The 19490-nt window shown below is 63.7% G+C and carries 20 protein-coding genes and 1 tRNA gene; 6 read left to right on the plus strand and 15 right to left on the minus strand.

The features are described 5' to 3' along the window. The 5 genes from ilvC to IV113_RS21140 form a co-directional block, all read left to right on the plus strand. The coding region (gene ilvC / locus IV113_RS21120; RefSeq protein WP_291089107.1) for a ketol-acid reductoisomerase at nt 1-653 on the plus strand (653 nt) is incomplete at its 5' end. Nucleotides 654-808: 155 nt separating this feature from the next. Next, a complete protein-coding gene (pssA, locus tag IV113_RS21125) occupies nt 809-1618 on the plus strand; it encodes a CDP-diacylglycerol--serine O-phosphatidyltransferase (protein WP_291089110.1) in 810 nt (269 codons plus the stop codon). A 195-nt stretch (nt 1619-1813) separates the two neighbouring features. Further along, nucleotides 1814-3505, plus strand: coding sequence for a 2-isopropylmalate synthase (gene leuA, locus IV113_RS21130; RefSeq protein WP_291089113.1), 1692 nt, complete (start codon nt 1814-1816; stop codon nt 3503-3505). Between the two features lie 42 nt (nt 3506-3547). Continuing rightward, nucleotides 3548-5089 carry a 2-isopropylmalate synthase gene (locus IV113_RS21135; RefSeq protein ID WP_291089116.1) on the plus strand — a complete coding sequence of 514 codons (1542 nt, stop codon included), beginning with the start codon at nt 3548-3550 and terminating at the stop codon, nt 5087-5089. 177 nt (nt 5090-5266) lie between these two features. Further along, the gene (locus IV113_RS21140) at nt 5267-6451 is read left to right on the plus strand and encodes a serine hydrolase (RefSeq protein WP_291089119.1); all 1185 of its coding nucleotides are present in this window, start codon (nt 5267-5269) and stop codon (nt 6449-6451) included. A gap of 69 nt (nt 6452-6520) precedes the next feature. On the opposite strand, the gene IV113_RS21145 is transcribed toward IV113_RS21140, so the two are convergent. From IV113_RS21145 to IV113_RS21205, 13 genes are all read right to left on the minus strand, one after another. Continuing rightward, nucleotides 6521-7318 carry an IclR family transcriptional regulator gene (locus IV113_RS21145; protein ID WP_291089122.1) on the minus strand — a complete coding sequence of 266 codons (798 nt, stop codon included), beginning with the start codon at nt 7316-7318 and terminating at the stop codon, nt 6521-6523. A gap of 80 nt (nt 7319-7398) precedes the next feature. Beyond that, on the minus strand, nt 7399-8136 hold the full coding sequence (locus tag IV113_RS21150; RefSeq protein ID WP_291089125.1) for an arginyltransferase: 738 nt from the start codon (nt 8134-8136) through the stop codon (nt 7399-7401). Beyond that, nucleotides 8133-8903 carry a leucyl/phenylalanyl-tRNA--protein transferase gene (aat, locus tag IV113_RS21155; RefSeq protein WP_291089128.1) on the minus strand — a complete coding sequence of 257 codons (771 nt, stop codon included), beginning with the start codon at nt 8901-8903 and terminating at the stop codon, nt 8133-8135. Before aat ends, IV113_RS21150 begins: the two co-directional genes overlap by 4 nt. A 21-nt stretch (nt 8904-8924) precedes the next feature. Beyond that, nucleotides 8925-9275 (minus strand): VanZ family protein, encoded by a 351-nt coding sequence (locus IV113_RS21160; RefSeq protein WP_291089140.1) that lies wholly within the window; start codon nt 9273-9275, stop codon nt 8925-8927. Between the two features lie 64 nt (nt 9276-9339). Then, nucleotides 9340-9415: transfer RNA gene (locus IV113_RS21165), tRNA-Asn, on the minus strand. 72 nt (nt 9416-9487) lie between these two features. Further along, nucleotides 9488-10588: an NAD(P)/FAD-dependent oxidoreductase gene (locus IV113_RS21170; RefSeq protein WP_291089142.1), complete on the minus strand. Its 1101-nt coding sequence runs from the start codon at nt 10586-10588 to the stop codon at nt 9488-9490. Between the two features lie 5 nt (nt 10589-10593). Next, a complete protein-coding gene (gene fdxA / locus IV113_RS21175; RefSeq protein ID WP_056274645.1) occupies nt 10594-10923 on the minus strand; it encodes a ferredoxin FdxA in 330 nt (109 codons plus the stop codon). A gap of 123 nt (nt 10924-11046) precedes the next feature. Continuing rightward, nucleotides 11047-12369, minus strand: a complete 1323-nt coding sequence (locus IV113_RS21180; protein WP_291089145.1) for a GTP-binding protein — start codon at nt 12367-12369, stop codon at nt 11047-11049. 25 nt (nt 12370-12394) lie between these two features. Next, nucleotides 12395-13354 (minus strand): sulfate adenylyltransferase subunit CysD, encoded by a 960-nt coding sequence (cysD, locus tag IV113_RS21185; RefSeq protein WP_291089147.1) that lies wholly within the window; start codon nt 13352-13354, stop codon nt 12395-12397. Continuing rightward, entirely contained in the window at nt 13351-14112 is a 762-nt protein-coding gene (locus IV113_RS21190) for a phosphoadenylyl-sulfate reductase (protein WP_291089149.1), read from the minus strand. The genes cysD and IV113_RS21190 overlap by 4 nt, the downstream gene beginning before the upstream one ends. 11 nt (nt 14113-14123) lie before the next feature. Next, nucleotides 14124-14513, minus strand: a complete 390-nt coding sequence (locus tag IV113_RS21195; protein ID WP_291089151.1) for a DUF934 domain-containing protein — start codon at nt 14511-14513, stop codon at nt 14124-14126. A gap of 11 nt (nt 14514-14524) precedes the next feature. Beyond that, the gene (locus IV113_RS21200; protein WP_291089153.1) at nt 14525-16300 is read right to left on the minus strand and encodes a nitrite/sulfite reductase; all 1776 of its coding nucleotides are present in this window, start codon (nt 16298-16300) and stop codon (nt 14525-14527) included. Nucleotides 16301-16333: 33 nt separating this feature from the next. Next, a complete protein-coding gene (locus IV113_RS21205; protein ID WP_291089156.1) occupies nt 16334-17125 on the minus strand; it encodes a sulfite exporter TauE/SafE family protein in 792 nt (263 codons plus the stop codon). Nucleotides 17126-17289: 164 nt separating this feature from the next. Between IV113_RS21205 and IV113_RS21210 the strand changes: the two genes are divergently transcribed. Then, nucleotides 17290-18090 (plus strand): hypothetical protein, encoded by an 801-nt coding sequence (locus IV113_RS21210; protein WP_291089159.1) that lies wholly within the window; start codon nt 17290-17292, stop codon nt 18088-18090. Here the strand turns inward: IV113_RS21210 and IV113_RS21215 are convergent. Both IV113_RS21215 and IV113_RS21220 read right to left on the minus strand, forming a co-directional pair. Beyond that, entirely contained in the window at nt 18077-19282 is a 1206-nt protein-coding gene (locus tag IV113_RS21215) for an FAD-dependent oxidoreductase (RefSeq protein ID WP_291089162.1), read from the minus strand. The two genes, IV113_RS21210 and IV113_RS21215, sit on opposite strands and share 14 nt — an antisense overlap. Before the next feature lie 26 nt (nt 19283-19308). Then, a partial coding sequence (locus IV113_RS21220) for an oxidative damage protection protein (protein ID WP_291089165.1) occupies nt 19309-19490 on the minus strand: 182 nt, incomplete at its 5' end.

Raw genomic sequence — 19490 nt, forward strand, 5'->3', positions numbered from 1 at the left:
TGGACGTGTGGATGGTCGCGCCCAAGGCCCCTGGCCACACCGTGCGCAACACCTATACCCAAGGTGGCGGCGTGCCCCACCTGGTCGCCATTCATCAGGACAAGAGCGGCAAGGCGCGTGACCTGGCGCTGAGCTACGCCATGGCCAACGGTGGCGGCAAGGCCGGCATCATCGAGACCAACTTCAAGGAAGAAACCGAGACCGACCTGTTCGGCGAGCAGGCCGTCCTGTGCGGTGGAGCGGTCGAGCTGATCAAGATGGGTTACGAGACGCTGGTGGAAGCCGGCTACGCGCCCGAGATGGCCTACTTCGAATGCCTGCACGAGCTCAAGCTCATCGTCGATCTGATCTATGAAGGCGGCATCGCCAACATGAACTACTCGATCTCGAACAACGCCGAATACGGCGAGTACGTGACCGGCCCCGAAGTGATCAACGCCCAGAGCCGCGAAGCCATGCGCAATGCCTTGAAGCGCATCCAGTCCGGTGAGTACGCCAAGATGTTCATCTCGGAAGGTCGCACGAACTACCCAAGCATGACGGCTCGCCGCCGCCTGACTGCCGACCACCAGATCGAAGTGGTCGGTGCCCAGCTGCGCGCCATGATGCCCTGGATCGCCAAGAACAAACTGGTCGACCAGACGCGCAACTGATATTCCTGCGCAGGCCAGAGGGCCTGCTTGCTTGGATCTTCCCGAAGCAAAGGCCACCTTGGTGGCCTTTGCTGTTTCTGCGCGGAGGGTCACTGCCTTACACTGCACTTTTGAACCTTGCAAGGTTGCCGCTGGCACCCTTCAACACAAATCTCATGCACGACGGCTCCGATCCCCAGCATACCCATCACGAAGACCGGCCCAAGCGCTCCAAGGGCATCTACATGGTGCCCAACATGATCACGTTGGCCGCCCTTTTCGGGGGCTTCTACTCGGTGGTGATGGCCATGAATGGTCGCTACGACCTGGCCACCGTGGGCATTTTCGTGGCCATGGTGCTCGACAGCCTCGATGGGCGCGTGGCCCGCATGACCAACACCCAGAGCGCCTTCGGCGAGCAGATGGATTCACTCTCCGACATGGTGTCCTTCGGTGCGGCGCCCGGCTTGATTGCCTACGAGTGGACCTTGAGGGACCTGGGCCGATGGGGCTGGATTGCTGCCTTTGTGTATTGCGCCTGTGCCGCGCTTCGCCTGGCCCGTTTCAACGTCAACACCGGTGTGGTGGACAAGCGTTTCTTTCAAGGTCTGCCTTCGCCTGCGGCGGCAGCCCTGGTGGCAGGTTTCATCTGGCTCATGACCGAGCTGGAGATACCCCCTCAGGACGTTACCTGGGTCATGTTCGCCATCACGCTCTACACCGGTTTGACCATGGTGACGAACGTACCCTTCTACAGCTTCAAAGACCTCAGTTTGCGCAAGAGCGTTCCGTTTGCGGCCATCGTGCTGGTGGCGCTGGCCATCGCGGTGATCAACATCCACCCACCCACGGTGTTGTTTGGCCTGTTCGTGGTGTATGGCCTGTCGGGTTACGCGATGTACTTCTGGCGCAAGGCCAAGGGCCGCCCGACCAGCGTGATCAGCACTTCCACCGACGAACCCGACGAGCGCGGGCTGCACGACTGAGGGGCGGCGATGGCGCGAAGGCATGTTTGTGATACAGTTTGCGGCATGAGTTTTCGCGCTTTCGCCCTACTACTGGATGTCCGACACGGGCAGGCTTGGTAGCGCACGCGCATTCCATTCAAAACGGCCCGTTTGCACCTGCAGCGGGCCGTTTGTATTTGGGGCTGCGGGTTTCAGTACCATCGAAAGAGCACCATGTTGAAACAACCTGCCTCCAAGTACCCCGCCTTCCAGCCAGTCGCCCTCAAGGACCGCACCTGGCCTGACGCTGTCATCACCCAGGCGCCCATCTGGCTGAGCACTGACCTGCGCGATGGCAACCAGGCCCTGATCGAGCCCATGGATGTCGAGCGCAAACTTCGCATGTTCGAGCTGCTGGTGCAGATCGGTTTCAAGGAAATCGAGGTGGGTTTTCCGTCGGCCTCGCAGACCGAGTTCGATTTCCTGCGCCGCCTGATCGATGGACGTCTCATCCCCGACGACGTCACCATCCAGGTCCTCACCCAGGCGCGTGAACCGCTGATCCGGCGCACTTTCGAGGCCTTGCAAGGCGCGCCACGAGCCATTGTTCACCTCTACAACGCGGTCGCGCCGGTGATGCGGCGGGTGGTGCTGGGCATGGATGAGGATGCCATTGTCGATTTGGCCAGCACGCACGCACGCCTGTTCAACGAGATCGCCGCGCAGCAACCCGGCACGCAATGGACTTTCCAGTATTCACCCGAAATGTTCTCGGGCACCGAACTGGCGTTCTCCAAACGTGTGGTCGATGCCGTGACCGAAGTCTGGCAGCCGACGGTCGAGCGCAAGTGCATCGTCAACCTGCCTTCCACGGTGGAGCACAGCACGCCCAACATCTTCGCCGACATGATCGAGTGGATGCACCGTCACCTCGCCCGGCGCGATGCGATCGTGTTGTCCGTGCACCCCCACAACGACCGGGGCACGGGCACGGCAGCGGGCGAGTTTGCCTTGATGGCGGGCGCCGACCGCATCGAAGGCTGCCTGTTCGGCAATGGCGAGCGCACGGGCAACCTTGATCTGGTCAACGTCGCGCTCAACCTGTACACACAAGGCGTGTCACCGGGTCTGGACTTTTCCGACATCGACGACATCCGCCGCACGGTTGAACATTGCAATCAGTTGCCGGTGCACCCGCGCCATCCTTATGTGGGCGAGCTGGTGTACACCTCGTTCTCGGGCTCGCACCAGGACGCGATCCGCAAGGCCTTTGCCGCGCGACGTGAAGGCGAGTCCTGGAACATTCCCTACCTGCCCATCGACCCCAAGGACCTGGGCCGCAGCTACGAGGCCGTGATCCGTGTCAACAGCCAGTCGGGCAAGGGCGGTATTTCTTATCTGCTCGAGAACGAGTACGGCCTCGAGTTGCCGCGCCGCCTGCAGATCGAGTTCAGCCAGGTTGTGCAGGCGGTGATGGATGCGCAAGGCAAGGAGTTGGGCGCGGCAGACCTGTGGGCCATCTTCGAGCGCGAGTACGGCTTGTCGCAGGCGCATGCACCGTTGCAGGCCGTCATGGAGGACGTTGACGGCCAGAGCGTGCGTGTGTCCGCCCGATTGCATATCGGTGGCCTGCCTGTGGCCGTGGACGGGCAGGGCAACGGCCCCATCGACGCCTTTGTCAACGGACTTGCCGCGGCCACGGGGCGCCAGTTGCGGGTGCTGGACTACCATGAACACGCCATCGGTTCCGGCGCACAGGCCCGCGCCGTGGCTTATGTGGAACTGCGTGTTGACGACGCTCGAACGCTGTTCGGTGTCGGCATCGATGCGAACATCGTTTCCGCGTCCTTCAAGGCCATCGTGTCCGGCCTGCAGCGGGTTGAACGGCCGCACGCCAGTGAACCCGACACCATGCAGGCGAGCTGACGCCAGCCTGCCCAAGACCATCATTTCCCACGGAGTTTTCCCATGAGCGACAAACTGATCATTTTCGACACCACCCTGCGCGATGGCGAGCAGTCGCCCGGCGCGTCCATGACAAAGGACGAGAAGCTGCGCATTGCACGCCAGCTTGAACGCCTCAAGGTGGACGTGATCGAGGCCGGTTTTGCCGCGAGTTCCAATGGCGACTTCGAATCCGTCAAGGCGATCGCCGCCGTGATCAAGGACTCCACGGTGTGCTCGCTGGCGCGCGCCAACGACCGCGACATCTCGCGCGCTGCCGAGGCACTCAAGGGCGCGCACCGAGCACGCATTCACACTTTCATTGCCACCAGCGCCCTGCACATGGAGAAGAAGCTGCGCATGACGCCCGAGCAGGTGCTGGAGCAGGCCAAGCAGTCGGTGCGTTTTGCACGCAACCTGGTGGACGACATCGAGTTCAGCCCGGAGGACGGCTACCGCAGCGACATGGACTATCTTTGCCGCGTTCTGGAAGCCGTGATCAAGGAAGGGGCCACCACGCTCAACATCCCCGACACCGTGGGTTATGCGGTGCCCGAGCTGTATGGTGAGTTCATCCGCACCTTGCGCGAGCGCGTTCCCAATTCCGACAAGGCGATCTGGTCGGTGCACTGTCACAACGACCTGGGCATGGCGGTGGCCAATTCCCTGGCGGGTGTGAAGATCGGCGGCGCACGTCAGGTGGAGTGCACCATCAACGGCCTGGGCGAGCGCGCCGGCAATTGCTCTCTCGAAGAGATCGTGATGGCGGTGCGCACGCGGCGCGACTACTTCGGACTCGACGTGGGCGTGGACGCCACGCAGATCGTGCCGGCCAGCCGCATGGTCAGCCAGACCACCGGTTTTGTGGTGCAGCCGAACAAGGCAGTGGTGGGCGCCAATGCGTTTGCGCATGCCAGCGGCATTCACCAGGACGGCGTGCTCAAGGCACGTGACACCTACGAGATCATGCGTGCCGAGGATGTGGGCTGGGCGGCCAACAAAATCGTGCTGGGCAAGCTCAGCGGGCGCAATGCGTTCAAACAGCGTCTGCAGGACCTGGGCATCGAGATGGAGTCTGAGAGCGAGATCAACACCGCATTCGCCGCCTTCAAGGAACTCGCCGATCGCAAGAGCGAGATTTTCGACGAGGACATCCTCGCCCTGTGCAGTGACGAGAGCGTGACGGCTGAGAAGGAGCAATACGGTCTGGTTTCGCTCAAGCAGCGCAGCGAGACTGGTGAGCGTCCGCACGCCAGTGTGGTGTTCACAGCGGACGGCCAGGAGATCCAGGTCGAGAGCGACGGCAATGGCCCGGTGGATGCGTCATTGAAGGCCATCGAGAACCATGTCAAAAGCGGTGCCGAGCTGGTCTTGTATTCGGTCAATGCCATCACGAGTGGTTCGACCGAGAGCCAGGGTGAAGTGACGGTTCGTTTGCAGCACGGTGGACGTGTTGTCAATGGTGTGGGTGCAGACCCCGACATCGTCGTGGCTTCCGCCAAAGCCTATCTGAGCGCCTTGAACAAATTGCACAGCAAGTTCGACCGGGTGGCGGCGCAGGGATAAAGTTAAGCAAAATCAACCACTTAAAACACTCAGTGTCGTAATCCTCAGAAATGACACCAAAAGTAGCACCTGTTCTACCGATCATTTAAGAGAATTTCCCAAGCGATTGATATTGCTAGTTTTTTTCCATATGCATATACTTCACTCCAGCGCAATCCCTGTTGCTGGAGTGAAGTTATGAGCCTAGGCATTTTTCGCATTCGAAAACTGATCTTTGCAGCCACGGTGGCCGCCTGGATGGGCGTTTGCGCATTGCCCACGGTGGTGAACGCAGCCTCCAGCACCGCCAAGGTCGGCAAAGCCTCAAAAGCAAGCTCGGCAAAATTTGCGACCAAGCGAAAAGCCGTGTCGGCCCAAGCACCCGCCCGCAAGTTGGCGACAGCCAAGCCGAAAAAGGCCTTGGTTGTGTCGAAAAACGGGGCGTCCCGTGTCAGGGTACAGATTGCATCTGGCAAGAAACCCACGGCCCGTCAGTCGGCCTATCGCAGCGCAGCCAGCAAGTCCTACAAGACTGCCGTGGTGCGGGTGGTCGCGCCAGCGCGGCTGTCCATGGGGGAGCAATTGGGTCTGCGGGGTAGCGATGATCGCCTGGAGCTCAACTCCAGCGTAGCGCTGGTGATCGATCAGGAAACCAACGAGGTGCTGTTCAGCAAGAACGACGCGGCAGTGCTGCCGATCGCCTCCTTGACCAAACTCATGACCGGTCTGGTGATCGCCGACGCGAATCTGGACATGAACGAGTTGATCACCATCACCCAGGACGATGTGGACACCTACAAGGGCAGCAGTTCGCGACTGGCTGTGGGAAGCACGTTGTCGCGTGGCGAAATGATGCATCTGGCGCTGATGTCCAGCGAAAACCGTGCAGCGAATGCCCTTGGGCGCACCTACCCAGGTGGCTTGAGCGAGTTCGTTCGGCTGATGAACAACAAGGCCAGGCAACTCGGTATGAGCGACACCCGCTACGTCGAACCCACCGGGCTGTCCAGCCTGAATCAGTCCAGCGCGCGCGACCTTGCCACGCTGGTGTCGGTGGCTTATGAGCGACCCATTCTGCGCAGCCTGTCCACGTCGCCTGGCCATGAGATCGAGTTGGGCCGCCGCACGCTGCACTACAACAATTCGAATCGCCTGATCAAGAACCCCGATTGGGAGATCGGTCTGCAAAAGACAGGCTATATCTCTGAAGCAGGCCGCTGCCTGGTGATGCAGGCCAAGGTGGCTGGTCGCCAGTTGATCATGGTGTTCCTGGACTCGGCCGGAAAACTGAGCCGCATGCAGGACGCGGAGCGGGTGCGGCGTTGGGTGGAAGTGCAGGCTGAAACAACGCCTCGCCCTATCGCAGCACGCCCGCAGGGTTGATTCGGATCGCTCCCGGAGGTGACAAAAAAACGGTCCGTTCAGGACCGTTTTTTTTGGGCGTCAGTGGGCTCAGCGTCCCGTCGTGCTTGTCGGCCGTGAACATCCCAGGGCCGACGATATTTCTGCCGCTGTGGTCCTGAGTTTGGGAAGCCAGCTCTCGTCGATCCGATCCGCCGGGGCGGAAATCGACAAGCCGGCCACCAACTTGTTCTGGTCGTCGTAGATGCCGGCTGCCATGCAGCGCACGCCCAATTCCAATTCTTCGTTGTCCCGCGCCACGCCGGCCTGGCGGCATTGCGCCAGCTCGCGTTCCAGGCTGGGCAACTGGGTCAGGCTGTTGCGCGTGTTGCCTGCCAACCCGGTGCGCGTGGCGTAGGCCCGGACACGCTGTGGCTCGTCGTCAGCGAGGAAGAGTTTGCCCACCGACGTGAGGTGCAGCGGCGCGCGGCCGCCAATGGCACGCACCACCTGCATGCCCGAGCGCTCGCTGTAGGCGCGCTCCACATACACGATCTCATCGCCTTGTCGCACGCTCAGATTGACCGGTTGCTGGATCTGCTTGTGCAACTCGCGCATGGGTAGCAAGGCCGCGTCGCGCACGCTCAGCCGTGCCTTCACCAGGTTACCCAACTCCAGCAGACGCATGCCCAGCCGGTAGCTGCCCGCTTCGGGGCGGTCAACGAAGCGGCCAATGGTGAGGTCGTTGAGGATGCGGTGCGCCGTGGACGGGTGCAATCCGGTTTTTTCACTGATCTCCTTGAGCGACACCGGCTCTTCTTTGGAGGCGAGTACTTCGAGCAGGTTGAACATGCGTTCAATGACCTGCACCGTGGGTGTGGCGGGGAGGGAGTCGGAGCGTTTGGTCATGGCACGAGTGTGACCGAAATTTTACGAGATGAAATCAAGTGCCGTGTGGTGCGCGGCATCCTTCTCCTGCCCGCGAGTGCTCAAGCGCCCGGGACCCATCGACCCTCGAACAACAACTCGTGCGGTTGAAAGCCCGCCTTGTAGCTCATCTTGCTGCTCTGGGCGATCCAGTAGCCCAGGTAGATGTGGGGCAGGTCCAGCGCCTTCGCCTGCTCAATCTGCCAGAGCACGCTGTAGGTGCCATAGCTGGCTTTGTCGTCGGGCTCATAGAAGGTGTAGACCGCTGACAAGCCATCATTGAGCACATCGACGATGGACACCATCTTCAAGCGCGAGGGCTGCCCATCCATGCCGGGCTCGTGGAACTCAATCAAGCGTGAGTTGACTCTGCTCTGCAGCAGGAACTGGGTGTACTGGTCGATGCTGTCGTGGTCCATGCCGCCACCGGCGTGCCGACTGTTCTGGTAGCGCAAGTAAAGCTGGTAGTGCTCGGGTACGAAACACAGCTTGAGCACACGGCTTTGGAGATGGGCGTGTTGAGCGTGCGAGCGACGCTGGCTGCGGCTGGGCTTGAAATCCGCCACCGGCACGCGCAGCGGCACGCAGGCCTGGCAGCCATCGCAGTACGGGCGGTAGGTGAACATGCCACTGCGGCGAAAGCCGTGCGTGACCAGATCGGAGTACGCGTCGTTGTGGATGAGGTGACTGGGCGTGGCCACCTGTGATCTGGCCTGATGTCCCGGCAGATAGCTGCACGGGTAGGGCGCCGTGGCATAAAACTGCAGCGCCTGGAGCGGGAGTTCTTTGAGGTGTGTCACGCGTGCGGACGTTGTTCAAGGATGACGTTTTGCCAGTATATGGGTACGAATTCCCAACTTGGCGCTGGGCGCGACATAGCCTCGCTGACGTGTCGGCAGAAGGCCACTCGAGGCATCAATCGCCCGCCGAGGCTGGCGAGGTGTGGTGTGTTCTGCTGACAATCGATCAGAGGCAGGCCCTTGGCCCGACAGAAGGCCACCAGTGCAGCGAGCGCGATCTTGGAGGCATCGCTTTGCCGGCTGAACATGGATTCCCCATAGACCATTCCGCCCAGGTTGATGCAATACAGGCCACCAGCGAGGTCGCCATCGATCCAGGTCTCCACACAGTGTGCGATGCCCGCATGGTGCAGCCGGGTGTAGGCCTGCACCATGGCCGGCAGGATCCAGGTGCCGTCTTGACCATCCCGCGGCGTGGTGGCGCAGGCTCGGATCACACGCTCGAAACCGTGGTCGAAGCGAATCTCCAAGCGGCCTTCGAGGCGCATTTTCTGAATGGTCTTGCGCAGGGATCTGTGCAGGCGAAACGCCTGCGTTTCCAGCACCATGCGGGGATCGGTGCTCCACCACAGAATGGGCTGTCCTGCGCTGAACCAGGGAAAGATGCCCCGCGAGTAGGCCGCGATGAGGGAGGGCACATCGAGTACACCACCAGCGGCCAGCAGGCCCGGCGCCGGGTCGCCCGAACCCCACGCTGTCTCCACCGGTGGAAACGGTTGACCTGGCTCCAGCCAAGGCAGGGCGCGGTTGGGTGGAGCGTGTGACATGCCGCTATTGTGCGGCGGGCCTCAGCTGTACGGTGTTGCCAGACGTCTGAGCCCCATCCACAGTGCCGCGCCGATCAAGATGCCGATGGCATCGGCCAGAAAATCCCGCCATTCTCCGTAGCGCCAGCCGGTGGTGGCCTGCAGCAATTCGATGACACCGCCATAAACGACCAGTCCGGCGAGCACTGGCCACGGTTTGCGGGTGTAGGCGAGCAGGCCCACCAAGGTCAACCAGGCAAATCCGAAGGCATGTTGGCCTTTGTCCCAGATCGTTGAGGCTTCGCGTGGCAACAGATCCACAGGCACAAGAGACGCAATGCCCAGCAGGATGGCGCTGCACCAGAAAATGGTTCTGATCAGTCGTGGGTGCATGGCAGGCAAGGGCTTGCAGAAACAACAAAGGCCTTCGCATGAAGGCCTTTGAGTGGATATTGGGTGGCTCCCCGACCTGGACTCGAACCAGGGACCTGCGGATTAACAGTCCGTCGCTCTACCAACTGAGCTATCAGGGAACAGCCTCAAATTATAGCGTTGAAATTTTCGATTTCTGGAGCGAGGCTCGTTTTGTCGAAAATTTGTCGTGTTCAGTCGAACACGGGTGATGCGACGCCGAGCACCTTGTGCAGTTTGGTGCTCGTGGTTGTGTATTGGAGCATCACCTTCCTGTCGGGGAAGATGAAGGGCGTTGCGCCAAAGGCTGCGAGTGTGGCTTCGTGAAAGCCCGAGAGGATGAGTTTCTTCTTGCCGGGATAGGTGTTGATGTCGCCCACGGCGAAGATGCCCGGCACGCTGGTGGAGAACTTCTCGGTGTCCACCACGAGTTGCTTGCGTTCAATGTCCAGTCCCCATTCGGCGATCGGTCCGAGCTTGGGCGAGAGGCCGAAGAAGACCAGCAAGACGTCGAGCGGTACGGTGTGGGTCACGGTTTTGGGGTCGGTGATCTGCACGGCCGTGAGGCGATCACCGTTGGATTCAAAGCCGGTGGGCTGACCGACCATGAACTGCATCTCTCCACGCTCGCAGCGTTCACGCATGCGCGCGATGCTCGCAGCAGCAGCCTGGAAGCCATCTCTACGGTGGATCAGGGTCACGCTCCTGGCGCGGTTGGGGCCCTGTGCGGCGAAGGTCGTGGCCCACTCCAGCGCGGCATCACCGCCCCCCACGATCACGATGTTCTGGCCCGCAAACTCGCCGGGGTTCTTGACTCGGTAGAAGAGTTGTTTGCCTTCAAATGCATCGAGCCCATCGAGCTTGAGGGCACGGGGCTGGAACGCCCCGACGCCAGCGGCAATGAAAAGCGTCTTGGTGAGAAAGCGTGTTCCCCGGGATGTGGCCACGGAGAAGCGGCCGTCGTCCTGCTGTTCAACCGTGGTGACTTCCTGCCGCAAGTGGAAGGTGGCGCCGAAGGGCTCGATCTGCTTGAGCAGGTTATTGACCAGTTCCTGGCCCGTGCACACCGGAATGGCCGGGATATCGTAGATCGGCTTGTCGGGGTACAGCTCGGCCGGCTGCCCACCAGGGTAGGGCAGGGCGTCGATCACGTGGGCCTTGATCTCCAGCAGGCCCAGCTCGAACACCTGAAACAAGCCGACTGGGCCGGCTCCGATGACGACCGCGTCGGTTTCAATGAGCCCGTCGTGCACGGTAGCCGTCGCACTGGCCGCCGTGTTCAGGTCCGGCTCCATGCCGATCAGCGCAGCAACTCGGGCAGTTTGCCGGTGCGGTCTTTCCAGTCGTCGGCGTCGGCCAGGGGGGCCTTGCGCTTGGTGATGCTCTTCCAGCCAGGCAACAGCGCCAGATCGGCGTTGAGCTTGGTCATGTGCAACTGGTCTTTGGGCAGGTCTTCTTCCGCGTAGATCGCGCTCACCGGGCATTCAGGGATGCACACCGCGCAGTCGATGCACTCGTCCGGGTCGATGGTAAGGAAGTTGGGGCCTTCGCGGAAGCAGTCCACGGGGCAGACGTCCACACAGTCGGTGTATTTGCAGCGGATGCAGGCTTCGGTGACAACGTGAGTCATGGTGGTCTTGGGAATCGGTGGAAGCCGTGATTTTAGGGTTTCCGGCAAGGACGGCCCGGGCCATGGCCCTTGCCCTGACATGAGTTAAGCAGATGCGGACCGAGCGCTCGGCCCGCGAAGGGGTCATTGGACCAGCAAGGCACCCGCCGTGCGATGGCTGGCAGTGTCCACCAGCACCAGCGAACCCAAGGCCCGCGATTGCGCAAAGGGCAGCGTGGCCAGTGGTTCCTGCAATGTCAGTTCGATGTGGCCAATGGCGTTGGGCTCCAGCTGATTGGCGTCTTCTTCAGCCAGCGTGTGGATGTCCAGCCGATGCACGATGCGCTTGATCTTGGCCTTGACCCAACGATGGCCGTGCAGCGCCCAGTACACCCGACCCGGTACCAGGGTTTCGTCGTCGAGCCAGGCCACGGTGGCGCGGATCTCGCGGCTGCCGCTCAAAGCCTCGCCTTCACCATCGGCCAGCAGCCAGTCGCCGCGCGAGACATCGACCTCGCGGTCGAGCACGATGCCCGCGCTGTGGCCAGCCAGCACCGCCTGCGGTTGGCGCACGTGATTGAGCACCTGAGCCACCACGGCCGTCTGACCGTTGGGCATGATGCGCACGCTCTGGCCGGCTTGCACACCACCAGTGGCCACGCGGCCCCAGAAAACGCGGCGGCCTTGTGAGGTGTCGGCGGAGCTGCTGAACTTCTCCACCCATTGCACGGCAAACGCGAAGGGCAGCGTGCTGTCCGCAGGCGTCACAGGCAGGCCCTCGAGGATCTCGAGCAGCGTGGGGCCGCTGTAACCGCACCAGCCAGCCTGTTCGCTGGCGTCGACGACGTTCCAACCCTTGAGCGCCGAGATCGGCACCACAGCGGTGACCGGGATGCCGGCTTGCGCGGCAAATTCACGCAAGGCCGCACCGATGTGTTCGAACGCGACGGTGCTGTCTTCCACTGCATCAAGTTTGTTGATGGCGAACACCACCGAGGGCACGCGCAGCAGCTTGAGCAGCAGGCTGTGGCGACGCGTCTGCGGCAGCAGCTTGAGCGCGGCATCGGCCCAGGCCAGTTTGGTGGCATCGACCAGCACGACAGCGGCGTCAGCGCTGGATGCGGCTGTGACCATGTTGCGCGTGTACTGCTCATGGCCTGGAGCATCGCCGATGATGAACTTGCGCGCCTCGGTGCTGAAGTAGCGGTAGGCCACGTCGATGGTGATGCCTTGTTCGCGCTCGGCCGACAGGCCATCGGTCAGCAGGGCTAGGTCGGTCTGGCCGTGGCGCTGCACGCCGGCCAGGTGGTCTTGCAGCACGGCCTTGCTGTCGACCAGCAGGCGGCCGATCAGCGTGCTCTTGCCGTCGTCCACGCTACCGCAGGTGATGAGGCGCAGGGCGGAGCGCGTGTCGATGGGGCCCGTGGCGGTTTGTGGCGCGGTGGCCTGGGGGGCGAGTGTGGTCATGTCGGTGTCCTGGGTCGGCGCGGCTTCAGAAGTAGCCGTCCTTTTTGCGTTTTTCCATCGAGGCGTCGGAGGTCTTGTCGTCCATGCGTGTGGCACCGCGCTCGCTGACCTCGGCGGCCAGCGTCTCGATCACGATGTCGTCGGCGGTGGCGGCCAGGCTCTCCACCGGGCAGGTGCAGGTGATGTCGCCCACGGTGCGGAAGCGCACGTCGCGCACCTGCACGGTCTCGCCGTCGCGCGGCGGCGTGAGTTCGGTCACCGGTACCAGCAGGCCGCGGCGGTCGACCACCTCGCGCTGGTGCGTGTAGTAGATCGAAGGCAGAGCGATGTTTTCGCGGGCGATGTATTGCCACACGTCGAGCTCGGTCCAGTTGCTGATGGGGAACACACGGAAGTGCTCGCCGGGCTGCAGCCGGGTGTTGAACAGAGTCCAGAGCTCGGGGCGCTGGGCCTTGGGTTGCCACTGGCCGAAGCTGTCGCGGTGGGAAAAGATGCGCTCCTTGGCGCGGGCCTTTTCCTCGTCGCGGCGAGCGCCACCAATCAGCGCGTCGAAGCGGAATTCTTCGATGGCTTCAAGCAGCGTGACCGACTGGTGCACGTTGCGGCTCTCGCCCGGGTGAGCCAGGCGCACGGTGCCACGCGCCATCGAGTCTTCAACGCTGCGCACGATCAGCTCGGCGCCGAGTTCCTTCGCGCGCAGGTCGCGGAAGTCGGTGACCTCGGGGAAGTTGTGCCCCGTGTCGATCATCAGCAGCGGGTAGGGGATGCGACCCGTGCCGAAGGCCTTCTCGGCGCACTTGAGCATGACCAGCGAGTCTTTGCCACCGGAGAACAGCAGCGTCGGGCGCTCGAAAGCGGCGGCCACTTCACGCAGGATGAAGATGGTCTCTTCCTCCAGTGCATCCAGGTGGGCGTTGCTCAGGTGGTAGTCGCTGGCGTGTTGCAGGGCGGTCTGGATCACGGCGGATTCGGTGCGGGCGTTCATGAGAGGGTCCGTTCGAGTGAGGACACGAGGGGAGAAACAAGGGAGGAAGTGGCAGGCTGCACATGCAGGCCGCATTCCTTGGCGCTTTCCTGTTCCCACCACCAGCGGCCGGCGCGAAAGTCTTCGCCGACGCTGATGGCTCGCGTGCAGGGAGCGCAGCCGATGCTGGGATAGAACTGGTCGTGCAGCGCGTTGGTGTCGAGCTCGTGCTGCGCGATGAAGTGCCACACGTCGCCCCAGGTCCATTCGACGATGGGGCTGACCTTGACGCGGCCTGGTTCTTGAATGACCTCGCCCACCTCGGCGCGCGCATTCGACTGCTCGCGGCGCAGACCGGTGATCCAGCCATCGTGCCCGGCGAGGGCGCGAGCGAGCGGCTCCATCTTGCGGATGTCACAGCAGGCCTTGCGCAGTTCGATGCTCTTGTACATCGCCTCCTCACCGTTCTTGCGAACGAAGTGGATGACCGACTCCTGCTTTGGGCGGAACACCTGCACGCTGATGCCGTAACGTTGCTCGATCTTCGGGATCATGGCGAGCGTCTCGGCGTGCAGCTTGCCGGTTTCCAGCACGAAGACGCTGGCATCGATGCCGGCCAGGTGCATCAGGTGGGTGACCACCATGTCTTCAGCGCCGAGGCTGGAAGCCTGCGTCAGCCTGGGGTGACTGGCGGCGGTTTCGCGCAGCAGTGCGATGCTGCGCTCAACCTTGGCGGCAAAGTCGCTGGAGGGCTTGTTGTAGAGGTCGAGGGCTTTCATGAAAGCGGTCCTCAAGCGGGGGCAAAGTGGGGCGCGGTGTGCACCGCATCGCCCTGGTAGAAGGCGGGGTAGTGCGCCAGCAGCGCCTGACCGTGGGCCAGATTCTGGTCGGCGCGCAGCACGGCTTGCGTGAAGCCGCTGCGCTGCATTTGCACGAGCTGGTCGATCAGCACATCACCGGTGGCGCGGATCTCACCGGTGAAGCCCAGGCGGCGGTGCAGCAGGAAGGCCTGGCTGAAGGCACGGCCATCGCTGAACTTGGGGAACTGCAGTTCTATTGCGGTGATGCCGGTGAGGTCGGCTTCGCGCGGGTCGGCGTCGTTGGCGAGCGTGAGGCGCTGTGCTTCGGCCTCGGTGGGCACGAAGGCGCCGGCGCTGAAGAGTTGAAGGGTCTGGCTCATGGTGTCTGTCCTCAGGCGGTGGCGCGGGCCGTGCTCGTGCGCACCGCGTTGGCGGCGCTCTTGAAGGGATCGGCACCCGTGCGGCGCAGCGTGGCCACAAAGGTCTCACCGCCGGTGCGCTGTGCGCGGTAGGTGTCGAGCAGGGCTTCGATCACGTCAGGCACTTCACTGGCGGCGAAAGAGGGGCCGATCACCTTGCCCGGGGCGGGCTCGCCCGAGAGGCGCGTGCCGTCCGATCCACCGAGCGTGACCTGGTACCACTCCTGGCCATCCTTGTCGACGCCCAGGATGCCGATGTGGCCGCTGTGGTGGTGGCCGCAGGAGTTGATGCAGCCGCTGATGTGCAGGTCGATCTCGCCCAGGTCGTGCAGCTCGTCGAGGTCCTTGTAGCGACCCAGGATGGCCTGCGCCAGCGGGAGCGAGCGCGCATTGGCCAGATCGCAGAAGTCGCCGCCGGGGCAGGCGATCATGTCGGTCAGCAAGCCGATGTTGGGCTTGGCCAGGCCGAGGCGGCGCGCTTCGCGCCAGAGCTCGGGCAACTGGTCGCAACGCACCCAGGGCAGCAACAGGTTCTGCTCGTGCGTCACGCGGGCTTCGCCGGCCGAGAAACGCTCGGCCAGGTCGGCGGCGCGATCCAGCTGGTCTGCGGTGGCGTCACCGGGCGCCTGCCCGAAGCGTTTGAAGGAGAGCGTGACCGCGCGCAGGTCGGGGTTCTGGTGCGGCTTCACGTTCTGCGTGAGCCAGCGGCTGAACTCCATGTCGTCCTCGGCCGCGGCCTTGAGGATGTGCGCGATCTTGGCGTCGGCGCTCTTGCGGTCGCATTTGAGCTGCGGCGGCACGAAGAAGGCGCTCACGCGGTCCAGTTCGGCCTGGCTGATGGTGTGCGGCGCGCCGTCCTTCTCGATGATGTCGCGGTACTCGGCTTCTACCTGATCGGTGAAAGCCTGGCCCTCGGCCTTCACCAGGATCTTGATGCGGGCCTTGTACATGTTGTCGCGGCGGCCGAAGCGGTTGTAGGCGCGCACCACGGCTTCGAGGTAGTTGAGGATCTGGTTCCAGGGCAGGAACTCGCGGATCACGCTACCGATGATGGGTGTGCGGCCCATGCCACCACCCACGCGCACCTGGAAGCCCAGCTCGCCGTCCACGTTGCGCAGCAGGCGCAGGCCCACGTCGTGCCAGGCGGTGGCGGCGCGGTCTTCGCGCGCACCGGTGATGGCCACCTTGAACTTGCGCGGCAGGAAGGCGAACTCGGGGTGCAGCGTGCTCCACTGGCGCATGATTTCGGCGAAGGGGCGCGGGTCGGCCACCTCGTCCACCGCGATGCCGGCCAGCGCGTCGGTGGTGATGTTGCGGATGCAGTTGCCGCTGGTCTGGATGCCGTGCATGCCCACGCTGGCCAGCAGATCCATCACGTCGGCCGAGCGCGAGAGCGGGATCCAGTTGTACTGCACGTTCTGGCGCGTGGTGAAGTGGCCGCAGCGGTCGGGCAGCGTGGGCACTTCGGAGAGGCCTGCATTGGCTTGGGAGACGTCGTGGTCTTCCTTGTGGTCGAAGTCGCGCGCGATCTTTGCGAGCACCTTGAGCTGTGCGCTGTTGATCTCACCGTAGGGCACGGCCACGCGCAGCATGGGCGCAAAGCGCTGCACGTACCAGCCGTTCTGCAGGCGCAGCGGCTTGAACTCGTCGTCGCCCAGCGTGCCGGCTTGCCAGCGGGTGAGCTGGTCGCGGTACTGGTCGGCGCGCAATTGCACGAACTGGCGGTCAAAGTCGGAATATTGGTACATCGTTGGTACGTCGTCTTCGTGGGGCAGAAAGAATCAGAGGGCAATCAATTTCATGCCAGCGTAGGCCAGCAACACCGAGAGCGCAGAGCGCACCAGGCGTTCGGGCGTGTGGCGCATCAGGCGGGTGCCGAGCCAGATGCCGGGCAACGAGCCCGCGAGCAGCTTGCCCAGCAGCGGCCAGTCCACCGAGCCCATGCTGGCGTGACCGAGGCCGGCCACCAGCGTGAGGGGCACGGCGTAGGCGATGTCGGCGGCGACGATGCGCGGCAGCGGCAGCAGCGGAAACAGCAGCAACAGCACCGACACGCCGATGGCACCGGCGCCGACCGAGGTGAGTGTGACCAGCGTGCCGATGACTGCGCCAAACAGCACCGGCAGGCTCCAGTGGCGCGCGTGCGTCGCGGCTTCCAGCTGACCTGCGGCCAGGGTTCGTGGCAACTGCTTGCCGCGCGCAGCCTTGTAGAGCATGGCGGCGGCGGTGAGCAGCAGCGCCACACCCAGGGTGTTGGTCATGAGCGATTGCACGAGCGGGCTGGCCGGGCCCAACTGGTGCAGGGCGCCCAGGGTGATCAGCGCGGCGGGGATGCTGCCCGCGCAAAGCTGCCCCACCACGCGCCAAGGGACGAGCTTCTGGCGCGCCAGGCTGATGGTGCCGCCCATCTTGGTGAAGGCCGCGAACAGCAGATCGGTGCCGACCGCCAGATACGGTTTGACGCCGAAGAAGAAGATGAGGATGGGCGTCATGAGCGAACCGCCACCCACACCCGTGAGACCCACGATGAGTCCCACAGCAAATCCGGCCAGGATGATGGCGATGTCAGGCATGGGCGCGACTGTACGGAGCCAGGCTTATATCCCAAACGATTTTTTCTTTATGGGGGTATGCCTCAGGTGAATATAGAAGGCCGGGCGTGTGGCATCGCACGCCGGTGCCGACGGGCTGACACGCGTGCCGTGGCACGCAGAGGCGCTGACGTAACATCGCCGCCATGCAAAAACAGCGTGTTCTGGTCAGCGTGGTGGGCTTCTCCGACGTGGAGCGCCACGCCTTGAACACCGTGTTCCGCCTCTCCCAGTCCCGGGACCTGTCGTATGCGCCCTACGTTCCCTTGACCGCCCCGGGTGTCGCAGCGCCCAAGGGCGTGTCTGAAGTGGCTCTGGTGGATGGAGAGAGTGCTGAGGCGGTGTTGTCGCACGCCAAGGAAATGCCGGCGGGGCAGCGCCTGATCTGGGTCGGCCAGGATGCACCGGATCACGCATGGCGCGTCATGGACCGGCCGATCGACTGGGCCGCCGTGCTGAACGATCTGGATGCGGTGTATGCGGCCAAGCAGGCCGACTCCGGTCTGCTCGATCTGGATGTGACAGCCCCTGCACCGCTCGATGTGGCCTTCGGCGAAGACGTGGTCGGGGCGCGCCGCGCCCTGGTGGCGGGTGCCGACGAGCAGGAGCGCACCTATTTGCGCACCCGCCTGGCCCTGGCCGGCGTGGCACAGGTGGACGAGGTCACCACCACAGAGGCCGCGATCTCGATCATCGCCCGCAATGACTATCTTTGTGGTGTTTTCAATCTGGACGATCCCCAGCTCGATGTCTGGTTGTTGATGCGGCTGTTTGCCGAGCACAACCCCAAGGCCCTGACCCTGGCCACCAGCGAGCTTGCCGGCCCATTGGCGGGGTGGTGGAGTCGGCGCCGTGTGCGACGCAATGCCCAGCGCGCGGGCATCTCGGCCTTGTTGGCGCGCCCGATTCAACCGCCCGAAATCTCGGTCTGGCTCAACCTGCTGTAGCCCGTTCCTGTGCGGCGCCCTGGCGGCGGGCGTTCTTGAGGGCAAACCGCGCTGGGTCCAGTGCCTCCAGCAAATCCGGTTCCACCGATGTGGCTTCTTCCGCCAGCTGCATGGCCAGTTGCTCAGCGCACCAATGGGCCAGAGTAAGGCCCCGAGAACCCAAGGCGCTGAGCAGATGGAGCCCTGGCCAGCGCGGAACATCCGCCAACGGCACGCGGTGGCGTTGCCCGCGCCCCGATGCCATGAGGTCGCGAAGCGCGGCGGTGTCGGGCGCGGCGCCCACCAGGGGAAGCCGGTCGAGTGAGGCACAGCGCACCTGCGCCCATCCCATCAACTGGCCATGGGCCATGGCGGATTTCAGACGGGCGGCTGCCGCCGGCAGGATGGCTTGCAGGCTTCGGGCATTTCGCTCATGGGCCTCAAGACTCACGTCGGTGTGGGTCAGGCCGCGTTCATAGGTCGAGCCCATGGTCCAGATCGTGTCGGGCCACTGAGGCGGCAGGCCACTGTCCTGGTACCGCGGCACGAACACGCCGTCGTTGCGCTGAGGCCGTTCGGCCAGTGGCGGGCCCTCCAGCGCCGCCAGACTCATCTGTCCCTGCACCGGGCGCAGCGGCAAATCACTGCCTGACAGTTGACCCGCATCACCCGCGAGCAAACTCAAGCTGCCCAGTGCGGCCGCGACGATCACCACCGGTGCTTTGGCCAGCGGGTGACCTTGTGCGTCCCAGGCTTGCCAGACCGCGGGGGAAGACGGGTCATGGCTCATGTCGAAGCTCAGCCGGTGGACGTGTGCACTCCAGAGGCAAGTCAAGGCGTCGAGGCCCGTTGCCTCGTGCAGCCAGGCCTGCACCAGTGCGGAAGGACGCACCAGCGCAGCGGGCCAGCGGCCTGGATCGTGGGCCAGGTTGTCAACCTCACAGGCTTGCCAACCCGATCCTTCAGGCACCAGGCGTCGCAGCTCGGCCAGGGTATCGGCCACGCCCAGGGCCGACAGGCGCGAGAGCGGTGTGGGTGATCGTGTGACGTGGGGGCTGAGCATGCCCACCGGGAGGCCCGATGCGCCACTGGCCGGTCCATCGGCAGCGTCGAGCAGGGTGATTTTCCAGCCACGGCGGGCCAGCGCGGAGCAAGCCGCCGCGCCAGCCAGGCCAGCGCCGATCACCAAGGCATGGCGTCGAGCGTCAGACACGGGCGGGGGTGCGTGGGTTGCGCGGATCAGGGCGAAGGTGGCGGCACGTAGCCGGCGGCGGCGTCGGCGCCTTCGCCGAAGAAGTGCTTTTCCATCTGGCGCGCGAGGTACTGGCGCGCGCGCGCATCGGCCAGATTCAGGCGGTTTTCGTTCAGCAGCATGGTCTGGTGCTTGAGCCAGGCGGCCCAGGCTTCCTTGCTCACGCTTT

This window comes from Hydrogenophaga sp., assembly GCF_018780385.1.
Classification (GTDB): Bacteria; Pseudomonadota; Gammaproteobacteria; order Burkholderiales; family Burkholderiaceae_C; genus Hydrogenophaga.